Raw genomic sequence first — 16,127 nt, 5'->3', positions numbered from 1 at the left:
GCCGGGTAACCCGAGTGCGCCGAATATCCGGTCGCCGCCCTGTCCGCCATCGCCGCCGTTGCCGGCGATACCGGAAAACAATCCGGCGTTGCCGCCGTTACCGCCGTTGCCTCCCGAGGCGGAATTATCAGAGCCTTGGGTTCCAGGACCACCGCCGGCCCCGCCGGTGCCGCCGTTGCCCCAGAGCCCGGCGGAGCCCCCGTTGCCGCCGTTGCCGCCCGGCCCGCCATTACTGTTGAAACTTGCCGGCCGACCGGCACCGCCGGCTCCGCCATCACCGCCGTCGCCGCGTAGCAGACCGCCCTGCCCGCCGGCGCCCCCGTTTGCGGCCACACCGCCGTCGCCGCCGATACCGCCGTTGCCGATCAATCCGGCGTTTCCGCCACGACCGCCGACCTGGCTGCCTGTGGGTACTGCGGGGTCGTTGAGGTCGCCGCCAGCCCCGCCGTTACCGCCATTGCCGCTCAGCATGCCGCCGTCACCGCCGGCACCGCCGGCCGCGCCATTGGCGCCGTCGCCACCGGCACCGCCATTGCCGATCAGACCCACGCTCCCGCCGTCTCCGCCGGCCCCACCATTGAAAAAGAACTGCTGTCCCGCGCCGCCGGCACCACCCGCGCCGGCATTGCCGAACAGCCCCGCGCTGCCGCCGTTGCCGCCGGCACCGCCGCCGATCACGAACGACGGGCTATCCCCGCCGCCTCCACCGGCGCCGCCGTCGCCGAACAGCATTCCGCCGTGCCCGCCGGCCCCGCCGGCGCCGCCCGGCCCGCCAAGCCCGCCGGCCCCGCCGTTGCCGATCAGCCCGGCGCTTCCGCCGTTACCGCCGGCCACACCCTGGTTCGTGCCGGGCGCGCCGTTGCCGTCGTTGCCGAACAGCAGCCCGCCGTCGTCGCCGCTTTGCCCAGGCGCGGCACCGTCAGCACCGTTACCGATCAGCGGGCGCCCCAGCAAGGCCGTGCTCTGCTGGTTGATCACGTTCAGCAGTTCCTGCAGCGGGGATGCGTTGGCGGCTTCGGCGCTGGAATAGGAGGCCGCCGCACCGCTCAACGATCGCCAGAACTGCTGGTGAAATGCGTTGGCTTCTAAACTGATTGTTCGATAGTCCTGGGCATGGTCGGCAAATAGCGACGCCACCGCGGTCGATATCTCGTCGGTACCCGCGGCCAGGATCTCGCTGGTCGAGGGCAGTGCCAAAGCATTGGCGGTGCTCAGGGCCGAGCCAATTCCTTCCAGGTCAGCCGCCGCGGAAGCCAACAGTTCCGGCACTGCCATCACATACGACATGTTTGTCCCTTGTGTTCTGGTGAGTAGGCGGGAAAGTGCAGCGTATCGCGATACCGAACTGCGTCGTCGTGTTCTGCGAGTATCGTTGTCGGACTTGCTTTCTGGATGCCGTGCTGTTGCTAGTCGGTGGAGCGGACCGCGGTCACGAAGCCGATCGTGCTGGCCGGGCTCTGCCGGTCGGCCGCGGTCAGTTCCGCAAGCCCGGCGGCCAGGACCAGATCGCCATGGTCGGCGGTGGCCGTCTTCCAGCCGTGTGATCGCAGATAGGCCGCGACGTCGGTGTGCTCACCGGGATAGGTCAAACCGGCGATATCCATGTCGAGTCCATGGGCTCGCCATCCCTCGGTCATCTGCTGCGCCAGTTGCTGGGACTCCGCCGATGACCCATTGATGGTTCCGTAGTCGGCGGCTAGCCGGCTGCCGACGGCGCTGAGCTCAATGACATTGTCCAGCAATCGAATTTCGGCCTCCGGAGGAAGGAAACCGATGAGCACCCCTTCGGCCAGCCAGGCGGTCGGGCGGGCGGCGTCGAAACCCGCTGCCCGCAGCGCGGACGGCCAGTCGTCGCGCAGGTCGATGCCCACCGGATGGTGGTCGGCGGTTGGGGATGCACCGAGTCGAGCCAGCGTGGTGGTCTTGAATTCGATCACCTCCGGCTGGTCGATTTCGTACACCCTCATTCCGGTCGGCCAGGGCAGCCGGTAGGGTCGCGCGTCAAGGCCGGAGGCCACGATCACCACCTGGCGCAGTCCCGCGGCGATCGCATCGGCAAAGAACTTGTCGAAAAACAGTGCACGGGCGGCGAACGTGTCCACCATGCGCGCAAATCCGAGACCGGCTGCAACCTCGTCGAGATCAACCTCGCCGGAGGCCGCCCGGGTGAACAAGTCCAGCCCCACGGCGCGGACCAGCGGCTCGGCAAACGGGTCGGCGATGATCGGCCGTGACCGCCGGGTTGCGGCGGCCCGCGCCGCGGCGACCATGGTGGCGGTGGCGCCCACACTGTTGGCCAGGTCCCAGCTATCGCCCTCGGTTCGTGCCATCTTCTTCTCCTTCGACTTGGGCAGGCGTCAATCCACCGTAGGCCGTGTCGGTAAACGGTCACGTCGCCTACCGTTCGGGTATGGCTGCAGTGGAATTGCAAACTCTTCAGCACAACATTGCTTGCGTCACCTTGAACCGGCCGACCCGGTTGAACGCCATCGACGGATCGCTGCTCGACGCGATGGACGACGCCCTCGACGCGCTGAGCGGGGGCGAGTTTCGGGCCGCGATCCTGACCGGCGCCGGGCGCGGGTTTTGTGCCGGAGCGGATTTGAGCGGCACCGGACAGCCTTGGACGAAGGCCACACCCACCACCCCGCCGTTCAAGGCCACCTACGATGCCCAGGTCAGACTGGCCGACCAATTGACCCGGCTCTACGAGCTGCCCATTCCCGTGATCGCGGCGGTCAACGGCGTCGCGGTCGGTGGCGGGCTGGCCTTTGCGCTGCATTGCGATATCCGGATCGCTGCCGAAGACGCCAGGTTCGGATCGGTGTTCATCAAGGCCGGGTTCTCGTCGATGGACATGGGCACCAGTTATCTGCTGCCCAGAATCGTCGGTGCCGGGGTGGCGCGCGAACTCATGCTGACCGGCCGCATCATCGACGCTGTGGAGGCCTATCGGATCAGGCTGGTGCACGAGGTGGTGGTAGCGGACGAATTGTTGACTGCGGCGCAGAAGCTGGCCGGATCGATCGCCGAGAACAATGCGTATGGCGTGTGGCAGACCAAGATTGGGCTCAACGCGGCGCTGGATGCCCCCAGCCTGCGGCATGCCAAGGAAATCGAGAACCGTACCCAGATTATCAGCGGCTTCACCAACAACCCGGCCGAGGCCGCCCGCGCGCATCAGGAGAAGCGTCCGCCGGCATGGGATTCGCTGTAGCGTCTAAACTTTCGAGATAATCTTCTCGGCGAACTTTTCCAGGTGGGCGATCTTGGTCTGTAGCGGCTCGGTGTCGGGACCCTTGATGTAGGGCATCCGGAAGCCCACGATGACGTCGGTGACTCCTTTGTCCTGCAGCCGCTTGATGCCGTCGACGGTGTAGGCATCCATTGAGATCACATGGATTTCGAACGGGCCGGTGTGCCCCTCTTCCTCGCGAAAGTGCTGAAGTTTGCTGATCAGGCGGTCGAGTTCGTCGGGATCGGTGCCGCCGCCATGCATCCAGCCATCCAGGCGCGCCGCGCGCCGAAGTGCGGCATCGGCATGGCCGCCGACCAGGATCGGGATTGGCGCGGTCGGGGCCGGGCTCATCTTCGTCTTGGGAATGTCGTAGAACTCGCCGTGGAACTCGAAGTATTCACCGGTGGTGAGTCCTTTGACGATTTCGATGCATTCGTCAATCCTCTTGCCGCGCTTGGCAAAGGGCACACCCATCAGCTCGTAGTCTTCCGGCCATGGACTGGTGCCCACGCCCAGCCCTACCCGATTGCCGATCAGCGCGGCCAGTGAACCGGCTTGCTTGGCGACCAGGGCGGGGGGCCGGACGGGGAGTTTGAGGACGAAGAAGTTGAACCGCAGTGTCTTGGTGACCGCGCCCAATGCCGCGGTCAGGACGAAGGTTTCAATGATCTCCTTGCCGTCGAGAAACTCGCGATTGCCGTCGGGTGTGTACGGATACTTCGAGTCGGACTCGTAGGGATAGGCGAGGCTGTCGGCGATCGTCATGCTGTGGTAGCCGGCCGCCTCGGCGGCCTGTGCCAGCGGGACATAAAACGACGGGTCGGTCATCGCCTCGGCGTAGCTGAACCGCACGTCATCCCTCCCTTCTGTGAGCGGGCATCCAGATCGATACTAGAACGTGTTCTAGTGCAATCGCGGCGAGTCCGGACAACCGCGGCTACTCGGCCGGCGCCCAGCAAGCACGCGGGATGAGGGCCCGGCTCACACCGTCGCCGGCTAGAGCTGGTTCTCCGGGCCGATGATCGCCCACACCGTTTTGCCGGTCGCGGTGGGAGTGCTGCCCCACGCGCGGCACAGCGCTTCCACGATGGCCAGGCCGGACACGTCGATGCCTTTTGGCGGAGTCTGCAACCGGATAGCCGGGGCATTGCTGCCGTCGGAGACGGCGATGGTGGCCGCGGTGCCGTCGCACTGGACCTTGATCACTGGGTCGCTTCCGGTGTGCTCCAGCACGTTCTCGACGAACACGTTGACGATCACCAAGGCGACCGGTATCAGCCCGGGTTTCGACCACGACGTGAGCCACTCGCGGACCAGCTTGCGGGACTCGCGAAGGCTGCCCAGGTTGGCGGGCAATTGCACCTTGGGCATACCGCACCTTGCGTCGCGCGAGCCGGCCGACGGCCTTGATGGCGCCTTTCTCGGTGGGGTACACCGGCATGAAACGGGTAACTCCGGTTCGGGTGATCAGTTCCCGGCCGGCGCGACTCGCGCACACCAGCAAGATGGGGACATGCTGCGGGGTATCGACCTGCCAGCGTGCGCTGACAAAGATGGACCAGGACGCTTCGTCGGGTACCTGCAGGGCGCTGACGTTGACGACGACGGCGGACGGCTCGTCGAGCGTGGCCTTGATGATGGCATCGCGCAGCGCCGCGCAGTTGGTGGAGTCGATGGCGCCCTCGACCGAAAGGACCACCAGCGAGTCTTCGCTGCGCGTGTCGATGGCCAAGGCGTTGGGAGACTTCGCCGTCGCGTTCACTGGACCCGCTCCCGCTTCCGCGAGCTGATCATCGCCCCGACCGGCGGCCGGTGCCTGGCTAGCCGATCTGCAGACATCCCGAACCGGTATGCCAGCTGCATCCTGTCCTCCGGTTCCATGTCGTGCTCCTCGAACTCCCGCCCGTGAATCGTTAGAGGACACCGACTACATCGGTGGCGCAAACTTCCATTTTCGGCCAACGCGGACGCTTTGGGTACATCGGGTGCCATCTGTCTCGCCCATGGCCAAGAGACGGGAAATTTTGTCGGCTATCGATGGTTCGTACCCGGACCGGGTAGATCGGCGCGGCCGGCAAATCCGTGCAGCATGCCAAGGGCGGGCCGGGCGGATCCTGCCACCGCGCCCGCCCGAACTGCCGACCGCTATCGCAGACCATGCCGTTCTCGCTTGTGTCGTCGTCCGTCACCGCACGAGCCACCCAGGATGGTTACCCACACACGTGCGCGGCCAACCCAAGGCTGGGATGGGTCAAGCCTATCGGGCTTGGATCGGACAAGCGCGACGACTACGCGCCCGACGGCCGACGCAGCGACGCCTACCGGCCGCTGTCCGCATAGGGGGGTGCGCCCAGTCCCGCGACCGAATGGGTGCCCCGCGGCGTTTGCTCGATGACACGTACCGCGGCGCTTCGTTCACCTACGGTCAGGGTGCCCGCCCTGGCCTGCTTGAGCGTGTCCCGCGGAAGCGGATCAAGGACCGTTCCCTGCCAGTGGTAATTGCCGTCGATCGGGTCGAGGTGGCCGGCAAGGCGCACATGCACCGCATGGCGGACGCCGCCAATCTCCAACGTGGCCGCCCCGTCATAAATGTTGGGGATATTGGGAATGCCAGTGTCTTCGGGCGCCCCGGCGGACAGGTCGAACGCCCGAAGCGGCTGGTATGGCTGCACCGGCCTTAGCTGGGCGCGCTCGTTGAACACTTGCTGGCTGCTGCGCAGCACCTCGATGCGGGTGCTGGCGGTGCGTTGCAGCAGGTCCACGCACTCGGCGACGTAGCTGATCTGCGCGGCGACGTCGGGACCGCAGATGAAGAAATAGTTGGGAAACCCGTGCACGGCAACACCCAGGAAGGCCTCCATGCCCGGGTACCAGGCCTGTTGGATGGTCAGTCCGCGCGTGCCCACCAGTGTCGGTTCAACGGTCTGCTCAGGGATGGTGAATCCGGTGCCGTAGATGACGGCGTCGACGGGGTGCTCGATGCCATCGTTGGTCCGGATGCCCGACGGGGTGAGCGCCGCGATGGCTGATGCTGCGATCGTGGGCGCCCGCCGCGGTCGCTTGGCGCCGATGCGGCCGAGTAGCCATCCCTTGGCCTGGGGTGGGTGGCGTGCCAGGTCAGTGACCACGCGCCGTGGTCCCTGGGCGAACACGGTGACCGATGCCGCGGAGTCCGCCCACTCATCGATCCAATGAGCGACGTTGGAGTCGGTGCCCAGCACCGCAATGCGTTTGCCCGCCGGACGGAAAGCCGGGTCGGGTGCGCCCGCGTGAAACGACTCGCCCCGGAAATCGTTACGCCCGGCAAAGTCGGGTGTCCAGCGGACGTACACCGGCGGACAGGCTGCCACGACCACGCGGCCGCACACGGTGGCGCCATCGGCCGTGCGCAGCGCCCAGGTGTCGGTGTCGTCGTCGAAGGCCGCGCCGATGACCCGGCCGGGTCGCAGCTGCGAGTTGGCGGGCAGGCCGGGGGCGTGGTCGAGGATGACGACGTCGCAGACGCCGGCCGCCAGCAGTGCCGCATGCACACTCCGGCCACGGAACCCAGGGCTCCGGCGTTCCCTGCGCAATACCCGAGGTGCCATTGACGTCATTGTCGGCGCCGGCGCCGCCATTGCCGCCCGTGCCGCCAACTCCGCCGGTGCCGATGCTGCCCGCCGCGCCGCCGTCGACCCCCACACCGGCCGCACCCGCGGTGCCACCCGTGCCGCCCTTACCACCGTCGGCACCGGGCACCCCGGTGGTGCTGGGGACCCCGCCGCCCTGAGCGCCGGCGCCGCTGTCTAGCGCACTGGCGATACCGCCCGTGCCGCCCGGACCACCGCCCTGGCCGCCGGTGCCGCCGGCACCGCCCTTGCCGCCGGTGCCACCACCGACCCCGCCGATGCCCGCCCCGCCGTCACCGCCTTTGCCGCCCATACCGCCCTGCCCACCCTGATGACCCGCGGTCGGACTGACCTGGTCGTCGCCGCCGGCACCACCACCGACCCCGCCGATGCCCGCCCCGCCGTCACCGCCCTTGCCGCCCATACCGCCCTGCCCACCCTGATAGCCCGCGGTCGGACTGACCAGGTCGCCGGTGCCCGCAATGCCGGTTCCGCCGGCACCGCCCGTACCACCGACCCCGCCGGTGCCATTGGCCCCGTGCGCGCCGGCATTCCCCAAATGATTGATTGAGCCAGTCACCGCCCCGCCCGCGCCGCCGGCTCCCGCCTGACCGCCGACCCCGCCGGCACCGCCGTCACCGCCGGTCGCGCCCAAGCCTGCACCAGCGCTGCCGGTGCCGCCCAGACCGCCAGCACCGCCGGATCCACCGACCCCGCCTGCCCCACCTGACCACCCGATCAGCGCCCGGTCGACCCCGCCGACCCCGCCGGCACCACCGGCCCCGCCGTCACCGCCGACCCCGCCGGTGGTGCCGGTCGCACCCTCACCGCCGACCCCGCCGGCACCACCGGCGCCGCCGTTACCGCCGCCGAGAAGCCCATTGGCGCCGCCGGTTCCACCGGCACCGCCTGCCCCACCCGGGGTAGCACCGGCCCCACCGGCGCCCCCTGCCCCACCGGCACCCCAGAGGCCCGCCGAGCCGCCAGCCCCACCGTTCGCCCCGGCGCCACCGGCCCCGCCCGCTTGGCCGACGGCACTTGGCGCCCCGTTACCGCCGTTGCCGATTAGCAGCCCGCCCGCCCCGCCAGCCTGCCCGGGCGCAGTGCCGTTGGCGCCATCGCCGATCAACCCGCGTCCGAACAACACCTGTGTCGGTGCATTCACCGCGCCGAGCAGGTCTTGCTCGATGGTCTGCAATGGCGTGACGTTGGCGGCCTCGGCACTCGCATACGACCCGCTGGCACCCGCCAGGGCGTTCATGAACCGATCGTGAAATGCCGCCATCTGTGCGCTGAGTGCCTGATAGCTCTGCGCGTGTTCCGAGAACAATGTCGCGATCGCGGTGGACACCTCGTCACCGGCCGCCGCAACAAGGCTCGTCGTCGAGGGCGCCGCCGCCGCGGTGGCCGCCCGCAGCGCTTCCCCGATCCCCGTCAAATCTCCCGCCGCGGCGGCCAACGCCTCAGGCGCTGCGGTCACGTAAGACAACATCTGGGACCCCTTAACTCGTAAACGATTTCTTCTCGGAGACCAAGCGGGTGCCCGCAGACGCGCCGCGCGGCCGAGCAAGACGCCCGCACAAACTCTTCGTGGAACACCGGCACCCGCGCACTGAGCGCCGGATATTCAGCCCGTAGCTCCCGAAGGTCCCGGTGATCGCCACGTTGCAGCACAACGACTTTCGCGGCTATTGCGGCCTTCGCGTCATGAACGACGCCCCTTGCCCTCGGCGCCTCAGGTCGCCAGTGGCCATAGCGGTGTTGGTCGCCCATCAGCGCCCCAAAGCCCGGCGTTGCGATGAGAAACGACATGCGCTGTCCCCAATTGGCCATCGAATAGCAGACAGCCCGAGCAGCTTGAAGCAGCTCGCGCCGACGGTAGGTAAAGTCTCGTCGCCGAAACTCCTGCTGGGATGAGTCATATGACCTAACCGGTCCGGCGAGCTCGCGCCAGCTCCCCATCTGCACCAACTGGCCGCCGACAGCCACCCACGGCCACGGCGATCATTGCGTTGCTGGCAAATCTGAACGCGATCCAGGAAGCGGCCGCAGCGCGCGGCGCGTGAATCCGATTAGCGCACTGGATGCGGTACTAATCGAAAACATGGCGGTTGGGCAATTGATTGCATCCGTTGAGCTGCGCGAAGTGGTGTCATTTTCTATTCCACTGCGGTGGATCGGGTCACTCGCAGGTGGCGAGAACACCATGGGGCAGGTCTGCGCCGAGCTCGGTACCGAGTTGATCGAGTTCAACGGCGAAGCCGACCACATGCACCCACTCGTCGGCTACCCACCCAACTTGGCGATCTCCACACCGGTCCAGCGAGTCGAGGGCCGCACCGCCGACGCCGTGCGCCGCGAATACACCGAAGCCGATGTGCCCGCCGCTCGGACGCCTCTGGTCGCCGTCCTACTTCGCCGGCTGCTGCGGAGGCGTACCACTGCACACAGCCCAGCCGAACGACGTGTCGCGTTTGCTCCGCTCGTTATCGTGTATCGAATATCTCTGCCGGTGCCGCGTACCGCACGGCCCAATCGCTCCAGGCCAAAGCAGTCGGCCCAATGGCGCTATCGACACGAGTCCAGCGTTGATTGGCATCGCCGCCGCTGGCCTGGAATAGGCCCGCATAGGTATCGGTCTTGAGCCCGTTGGCGGCCGCATCCGCGAATGGGGTAGCGCTGTAGTCCAGTTTGCCCGCATCGCCAGCGACGATCTGGCCATACAGGAACGCCCACGTTCCGGAAGCGTTCAGGCGCCTGACGTTGAGACCGACTGGAATGCCAAGCTGCGTTGAGATGTCCGAAATTGCAAGCTCAACGATTCGGTGCTCTACGGGAGAGGAAATATCCTGCGCTGGAGAGGTGCTGATTGGCTTGGTGGCGTGTTCATGTCGATCGCACGCTGCTGTGCCGATAGCCAGCGACAATGAGACTGCGACGATGAAGCGAGGTATCCACACATTTGCGTCACGCACCTCCTCACCGTACACGCAACTATGGTCGCGGCGGACAAGGGGATCTGGACGAAAGACGCTACAAGGCAACGGGTTCCAGTAGGAACCTTGGCAGGACGGCCGAGCGATGATGGCTACTGGTTGGACCGTGCCCGAGGTTGTGCCACTGGGGAGTCATTACTAGGTCCAGGACAAGTAGGCGGGTGGGTGCTGGATGGGTCGGCGTTGTGGCCGCGCCAGTCACACTGAGACGGTGACGAAGCAGTGGCCGTAGCACGGCCAACAAGCCGCCATCAAAGCCGATCACTTCGACCAACTCAGATCCCACGACGACGGCAACACCGGCACCCGCAGGCCCCCGGACTCAGCACCCAACATCGACAAGCCCGATGGCTCCCCTCTCACTGAACCCGACGTCCCGACAAACCCCCACGACTGCACATCCCCCACACCCACCGATCCTGCCAACCCATGCCTCACAGAATCTTGATCGATACCCGCCACGGCATCATTCGGCCCAGGCACCGACTGAACACCGGCAAGACCTCCCAGTTGCGTTGGAGTGTCAATGTTTTGCGTTTGCGACGACACACTCACACTCCGCAAACCAGCGTCTGCCACGCCCACACCGAGGTCCGATGAACCCCGGACATACGCGTCAATGCCCAACGGCAATGCGATCGGCAATGCGATTGGCACAGCGATCGCGGCGGCAAGTGGCACGGCAACGGCGCTTAGCACCATCGCGGTCACTGCAAAATCCAGCGCGAGCACGCTGGCGAGAGCTAGCGAGATCGCCACGGCCTCGGACACGCTGTGCGCCACGAGAAGCCCAGCCACCGCGTCAGACACAGCTCCATACGCGAAGCCCCCAAAAAAGCCGATGACCCCCGCTATCAAGAAGCCGATGGGGTCACCCAGGTACTCGCCGATATCCATGCCGAGCAATGCTATGGAATCCCAGGCATAAGTGAAGATATCGAAGAAATTGTACACGAATTCTTCCCAAAAATCCGACCAGCTGCCCAGCACGTTTGCAGCCTGTGGCAACACATTCGGGGCGTCGTCGCCAAGGGAGCGGATCGGTCGTGGAGCAGGGGTCGTTTGTGGCGCTCGCGCCGCAAACACGGTTGAGGCCGCGTCATAAGCGGACATGGTAGTTGCGGCTTGGACCCACATGCGCGCGTAGTCGGCCTCGTTGACGGCGATCGGAACGGTATTGATGCCAAAGAAGTTAGTCCCGAGCAACACACCGTGAGTGAGGTGATTCTCGGCCAACTCGCCCATCGTGGGCATCGCCGCCAGCGCTGCACAGTACGCGGCGGCCATCGCCTCATGCTCGGCGGCCATCGCCTCATGCTCGGCGGCCATCGCCTCGGCTTCGGCTCCGTTTCTCATCAACCATGCCACATACGGCTGGTGCGCAGCCGCATAATTCGCGGCACCCATCCCCTCCCACGTCTCGGTTTCACCAACGACCACCACGGCGGTGAGTTCGTCAGCCGCCGAGGAATACGCGGCGCCGAGCGGCGTCCACGCCGACGCCGACACCTGCAACGACGCCGCACCCGGACCCGAACTCAGCAACGCCGAATGCACCTCTGGCGGTGAACCCATCCATACCGGCGATGTCATGATCGATCACCTGAGAGCTGGACGTCGCGGCCACCACGAGGGACGCCGACCGATCGCAGGCGACCACGTAGACCCACCAGCCGCTGACCAGCCACAACGTCGACCGTTACTCGGCTGGATGTGCGCGCGGGTGGCATGTGACGAAAACTGCTACACAACAGACGCTTACCTTTCTCTCAAGGAAGTCGCGGGCGGCCGAGGCGTCCCACTCGGGAGCTTCGGCGGTGCCGCGGGCGACCATGGTCATGGCGTTCGATTCATGGATGTCGACCGCCGACTGAAAAGCCCAGATGACACGGGCACGTCAACCCGGGGTCACCCTTGTCCAAGCCTTGGACAAGCACGGCCTATGCACTACAAGCTATCATCCACCAACACACTTAGGTGTTTCACCATGCCCGGGACTGGCTGTGCGGCAACCATTGTGGGGCGCCTCACAGCCCTCGATCGCAGCCGGGGCCACGCTCGTTGCGGATCCCGAAATCGAACGCCGATCTGCGCTCGGTGCTCGGCGGGTGAACCTGCAAACCGGCATGGTTTCCCGCGGTACCGATTGGCGCATATCTCCGGTTCAGGACCTCATTCGCGACCAATACCAGGTGAGCTTGCAGGCTCCCCCAAAGCCGGTGTCGCAGGGGTGATCTTTGACACTCCTTAGATGAAGGGGGTGGGCATGGCCGCGCGGCGGTATCAGTCCGTTATTGCCAGTGGTTTGTCGATTCGTTCGAGTCGACCTGAAAAGTTCGACCGTCCGATGCCGGGCACGGGCCCGGCCGGAGACGGACATGGCCCGCTTGTCCGCGGGCAGGCTGGCGTTCCGGTCTGCGATACTGTCGCCGATACGGGGCAGGCCACGACAGCAAACCGATCATCCACTGCATCCATGCCTGGCGAGAGGAACTTGCGGCTGGGTGCGAGTCGGGGAGCAGCTTCCGCGCATGCAATCCTGTCGGCATGGATGACGTGTCACAACGTCCGATGGCCGCCAGTTGGCGCAGCCTGAATCTGGCGAATTGGGAGTCGCGCGTGCCGCTGCACACCGGGCCCAATGGATACGACCTCGACAGCTTCGACGATCCCGATTTTCTGTCTGCAGAAGTTCGATATGACCTGCCGAGGCTCGGACGACTCGATGGCCTCGATATCGCCCATCTGCAGTGTCACATTGGCACCGATACGGTCTCGCTGTCTCGGCTGGGGCCACGATCAACGGTGGGCTTGGACTTCTCCCCTGCCGCGCTGCAAGCCGCCCGGGACCTGGCGATGCGCGCCCGGGCCGATGTCGGTTTCGTCGAGGCCGACGTCTATGACGCGGTCCAAGCACTCGGTGGTTAGCGTTTCGATCTCGTCTACACCGGCCTTGGGGCGTTGTGCTGGATTCCTAGCATCAGCCGCTGGGCCGATGTTGTCGCAAGCCTGCTCCGGCCCGGTGGAAGGCTGTTCATGCGCGAGGGCCATCCGTTCTTGTGGTCGCTCAGCGATCCGCGGCCCGACGGGCTTGTCGTCGTTGAATACCCATACTTTGAAACTAGTGGCATCCCGTTCGTCGAGCATGAAACCTATGCCGGTAACGGAACTGTCGCCTCACCCCAGATCATCCATTTCAATCATGGGCTCGGCGAGATCTTCACCGCGCTCACCGCCGCCGGGCTGATGGTTACCGGCCTCGAAGAGCATCGCGAAGTCCCATGGAATCCGTTGGGAGATGCGATGATCCCCAGCCCAGATTACGACGGCGAATTCATCCTCGCCGAAGATCGCGACCGGATTCCGATGACCTACACCGTTCAAGCAATCAAGCGTTAACCACTTCGACGCAAGACCCTCGGCTCCGCGACGACCTGTCTCAACACCTGCACAATGGGTCATGCACTGCTGCCAGCCGGTTCGCCTTGGCGCTATGTCGACGCCCACGACTGTACTCACGCTTCCAGCGTCGGGGTCGTGACCACAACCCGTACTGGTGGAACCCGCGCCGAAACCGCCGCGATCGGTCAAATCACCGCTGGCCCGACTGCGGCCGCTGCCGGGCTGGACGCAACCGACCACGCCGAGAGCACGCGGACTCGCATGCAACGATGACTGGCGTACCCAATCCCAGCCGCGCCAACGACGACCAGGATGCGCGCGGGACGAGGAAACCCCAGTACAGCGCGACGTTCTACGCAGCGATGTCCGGGCTAGCGCTGGTCCTGTTCGTGATCAATGTGTGCAGTCACGGCTCGGCCCTAGGTCTGATCAGTACCGGAGGACTCGCGGTCTTGATGGTCTGCCGAGCCTGGTCCGCCAAGCGCCACAGGAACCACCAATAGGGCCGGCATTGCAGTCTGGCGCCCGCCTTACCCGGCCCGCGCGACCAACGAACCGTCGACACCCACTCGAACAACCCGCTATAGCCCACCCCTTTAGCGCCGCCCCGGCGGACAGCCCAGCGATTCTCCCCCGCGCTCTCATAACGATTTCGACAATGTCTTGGCGCACTGCCTTTTCGGAGTCCGCGACCTCCAGCATGTGATCTAACGCACAGTTCGTGCCCGTTAGTGGCCAGATCAATGCGGCATACCTAACTTCGAAGGCACGAGGAGCCCACAAACCTTCGACATGATTGACGACCGCGACGAATCAACGGCGGTGCAGACACTGCCGGACTGGGCTCGAAGTCTGGACTTATCCCCCCACCCCGAGGGCGGCTGGTTCCGCGAAACTTGGCGTAGTGCACTGACACTCGGCCAGTCCTCGTTGCCAGCCGAATACGACGGCCCACGCAGCGCCGGCACCGCGATCCTGTTCCTGCTGATGCCAAACCAGCACTCCGCTTGGCACCGCGTGACCAGCGCCGAGCTGTGGTTCTTCCATCGCGGCAGCCCACTGGCGGTGGACATGGGAGACGAAAAATCAACTGCGACAAGACATGTAATTGGCCAAGACATCGGAGCCGGACAACGTCCGCAGCTTCTCATTCCACCCGGACATTGGCAACGCGCCTGGCCCCTCGGCGACGAACCTACCCTGGTCAGTTGTGTGGTGGTGCCGGGCTTTGACTTTGCCGACTTCACGCTAGACCCATCGTGATACGCATCAGCCAGTCCGATCACGACCACTAGAGGACGGAGCCACTGCGAGGTCCGGCTCGATGCCCCGCTCCGCCAGGGGCACCTCCAGTAGGTCGATGAGCTGGACCGACTGGCGGTGGAAAATCTTCGGATGCGGTCGGATACAGGCCACGGCGCCCGTCCACGGCGCGGTCCTGCAATGTTGCCGATAGCGAAAATGCCCACCGACAACTGTCATTCATCCCCATCGATGCCGGAGTCGTGCCAGCTGCCGCAAAAGAGCGCTGAGCAGCGTGATCCACATCTAGAAAGGCAGCCTTTCAACAGTACGCGACGCATGCCACGAATTAGGTTGCAAGCCAGTCAAGTTCAGCCATCACGCACTCCATGCGCGCGCAACCTACCCGGACCGTTCTTGCTTCGCGCCCACGGTACCCGGATTGGTTGCGCTTTGCGGACGCAAGATCCGCCACGTCGCGGCGCTGTTGCCGAAGGAGCATCAGAGCAGGAGCTAGCCATCGCGGCCGCGCGGCCCGGCTCGTCACCCGGAGATTTGCTTGGTCGACGGCGTTGTGTACGATCCAGATGTCGAACGCCCATACGCAAGCGATAACGAATCATTGAATCTTTTTGCAGCGCTTCCGATCCCAGCACGCCTTGCATCTCGGGCTGCCCGAATGTCGCAACTGTTGAGCGCCGCAATCACGATCGCGCTGCCCGCTGCGGGCCTGGTTGGGTGTGCCCCCCAGACCGCCTCACCGCCGACGACAGCCGCCTCCTCCTCGACGAGCGAGACGGCGACGACGTCGCCAACCACCGCCGCGGCCGCCGGCGCGAAGTCCGGGGTGTCCAACGGCGAGACCTACGAGGTGACAATGGTCTCGGTTACCGGCGCCACCCCCGACAATCTGGGCCGATGGGATGTGAACATCGGTCAGCTCGCCGGCGGCGATGCCGGCGTCAGAGACGCCTTCAACCAGGCCAGCGACGCGTCGGGGCATCAGCAACTCGATCAGATGCGCGCCGAGACGGGCCCCGATACCCAGTGGGACTTCGAATCACATTCGGCGGTCACATTCCGCCCCGTCGCCATCGCAGAAGTCATCACCGGCGTTCACTCGGCCAAAGAGGCCGCGCACCCGAACAACTACGTCAACACCATCGTTATCGATAGCCGAAGCGCCAAGCCCATCACCCTTGCCGACCTGTTCGCAAACGAACAGGCGGGATTGGAGCGGCTTTCCGAGCAAACAAGGCTGATCTTTCCGAAGGTGTGGGGCGGCGGCCCGAGCCCAATGCTCGACGAGCCCGGCAACAGGCCCATCGCGGAGAACTTCGCCAACTGGATTCCGACATCGCAGGGCATCGAGCTGCATTTCTTCGACTACCAGTTTGGCCACGGGCTTCCGGTGATCACGGTGCCCTGGTCGGCGCTCACCGATGTGCTGGCGCCCGACATGGTGGCACTGGAGCACGACTAGGGGCCCAATCCACCGCCGCGGGGGCTTTGCTGTGGACGCACCTCGCGTGCCCAACCCAGCGTGCGACGACGCCACATCGACCTGTGCCGGACGCACCGAGAGCAGAATTCTTCGAATCCAATAACGATCGAGGCCAAACCCGGGCCCGGCGCGCACCA

Annotated in this window: 10 protein-coding genes and 4 pseudogenes; 6 read left to right on the top strand and 8 right to left on the bottom strand. The window is 65.6% G+C overall.

Features of this window, described 5'->3' with window-relative positions; all coding sequences use genetic code 11:
• A pseudogene (locus MMSP_RS29315) lies at nucleotides 1-1,287 on the bottom strand (PE family protein); the annotation flags it as partial.
• Between the two features lie 119 nt (nucleotides 1,288-1,406).
• Entirely contained in the window at nucleotides 1,407-2,330 is a 924-nt protein-coding gene (locus MMSP_RS07235; RefSeq protein WP_020786080.1) for an SAM-dependent methyltransferase, read from the bottom strand.
• Between the two features lie 80 nt (nucleotides 2,331-2,410).
• On the opposite strand from MMSP_RS07235, the gene MMSP_RS07230 reads away from it, so the two are divergent.
• On the top strand, nucleotides 2,411-3,217 hold the full coding sequence (locus tag MMSP_RS07230; RefSeq protein ID WP_036427146.1) for an enoyl-CoA hydratase/isomerase family protein: 807 nt from the start codon (nucleotides 2,411-2,413) through the stop codon (nucleotides 3,215-3,217).
• 3 nt (nucleotides 3,218-3,220) lie between these two features.
• Here MMSP_RS07230 and MMSP_RS07225 read toward each other — a convergent pair whose 3' ends face one another.
• The 4 genes and pseudogenes from MMSP_RS07225 to MMSP_RS28140 all read right to left on the bottom strand — a co-directional run bounded on the left by MMSP_RS07225 (nucleotide 3,221) and on the right by MMSP_RS28140 (nucleotide 8,335).
• Nucleotides 3,221-4,090, bottom strand: a complete 870-nt coding sequence (locus MMSP_RS07225; protein ID WP_020786079.1) for an LLM class flavin-dependent oxidoreductase — start codon at nucleotides 4,088-4,090, stop codon at nucleotides 3,221-3,223.
• A 144-nt stretch (nucleotides 4,091-4,234) separates the two neighbouring features.
• Nucleotides 4,235-5,000, bottom strand: a pseudogene (locus MMSP_RS07220) (STAS domain-containing protein).
• Nucleotides 5,001-5,556: 556 nt separating this feature from the next.
• Nucleotides 5,557-6,570: a DUF4873 domain-containing protein gene (locus MMSP_RS07210; protein ID WP_235065692.1), complete on the bottom strand. Its 1,014-nt coding sequence runs from the start codon at nucleotides 6,568-6,570 to the stop codon at nucleotides 5,557-5,559.
• Entirely contained in the window at nucleotides 6,533-8,335 is a 1,803-nt protein-coding gene (locus MMSP_RS28140; protein WP_235065857.1) for a PE family protein, read from the bottom strand. The genes MMSP_RS07210 and MMSP_RS28140 overlap by 38 nt, the downstream gene beginning before the upstream one ends.
• Nucleotides 8,336-8,950: 615 nt before the next feature.
• Between MMSP_RS28140 and MMSP_RS29765 the strand changes: the two are divergent.
• Nucleotides 8,951-9,205, top strand: a pseudogene (locus MMSP_RS29765) (transposase); the annotation flags it as partial.
• Between the two features lie 127 nt (nucleotides 9,206-9,332).
• Here MMSP_RS29765 and MMSP_RS28130 read toward each other — a convergent pair.
• Nucleotides 9,333-9,836 carry a hypothetical protein gene (locus MMSP_RS28130; protein ID WP_036426283.1) on the bottom strand — a complete coding sequence of 168 codons (504 nt, stop codon included), beginning with the start codon at nucleotides 9,834-9,836 and terminating at the stop codon, nucleotides 9,333-9,335.
• A gap of 267 nt (nucleotides 9,837-10,103) precedes the next feature.
• Nucleotides 10,104-11,435 carry a PPE family protein gene (locus tag MMSP_RS07195; protein ID WP_020786074.1) on the bottom strand — a complete coding sequence of 444 codons (1,332 nt, stop codon included), beginning with the start codon at nucleotides 11,433-11,435 and terminating at the stop codon, nucleotides 10,104-10,106.
• A gap of 978 nt (nucleotides 11,436-12,413) precedes the next feature.
• On the opposite strand from MMSP_RS07195, the pseudogene MMSP_RS29515 reads away from it, so the two are divergent.
• From MMSP_RS29515 to MMSP_RS07170, 4 genes and pseudogenes are all read left to right on the top strand, one after another.
• Nucleotides 12,414-13,241: pseudogene (locus tag MMSP_RS29515) on the top strand (class I SAM-dependent methyltransferase).
• Nucleotides 13,242-13,606: 365 nt separating this feature from the next.
• A complete protein-coding gene (locus MMSP_RS29760; RefSeq protein ID WP_369797346.1) occupies nucleotides 13,607-13,747 on the top strand; it encodes a hypothetical protein in 141 nt (46 codons plus the stop codon).
• Nucleotides 13,748-14,036: 289 nt separating this feature from the next.
• Nucleotides 14,037-14,507: a cupin domain-containing protein gene (locus tag MMSP_RS07175; protein ID WP_020786069.1), complete on the top strand. Its 471-nt coding sequence runs from the start codon at nucleotides 14,037-14,039 to the stop codon at nucleotides 14,505-14,507.
• Nucleotides 14,508-15,165: 658 nt separating this feature from the next.
• Complete coding sequence (locus MMSP_RS07170; RefSeq protein WP_020786068.1) at nucleotides 15,166-15,969, top strand: DUF3298 domain-containing protein; 804 nt, start codon at nucleotides 15,166-15,168, stop codon at nucleotides 15,967-15,969.
• Nucleotides 15,970-16,127 lie beyond the last annotated feature (158 nt).

Source organism: Mycobacterium sp. 012931 (assembly GCF_000419295.1).
GTDB classification, from domain to species: domain Bacteria; phylum Actinomycetota; class Actinomycetes; order Mycobacteriales; family Mycobacteriaceae; genus Mycobacterium; species Mycobacterium marinum.
This window is presented reverse-complemented; position numbering and strand designations above follow the sequence as displayed.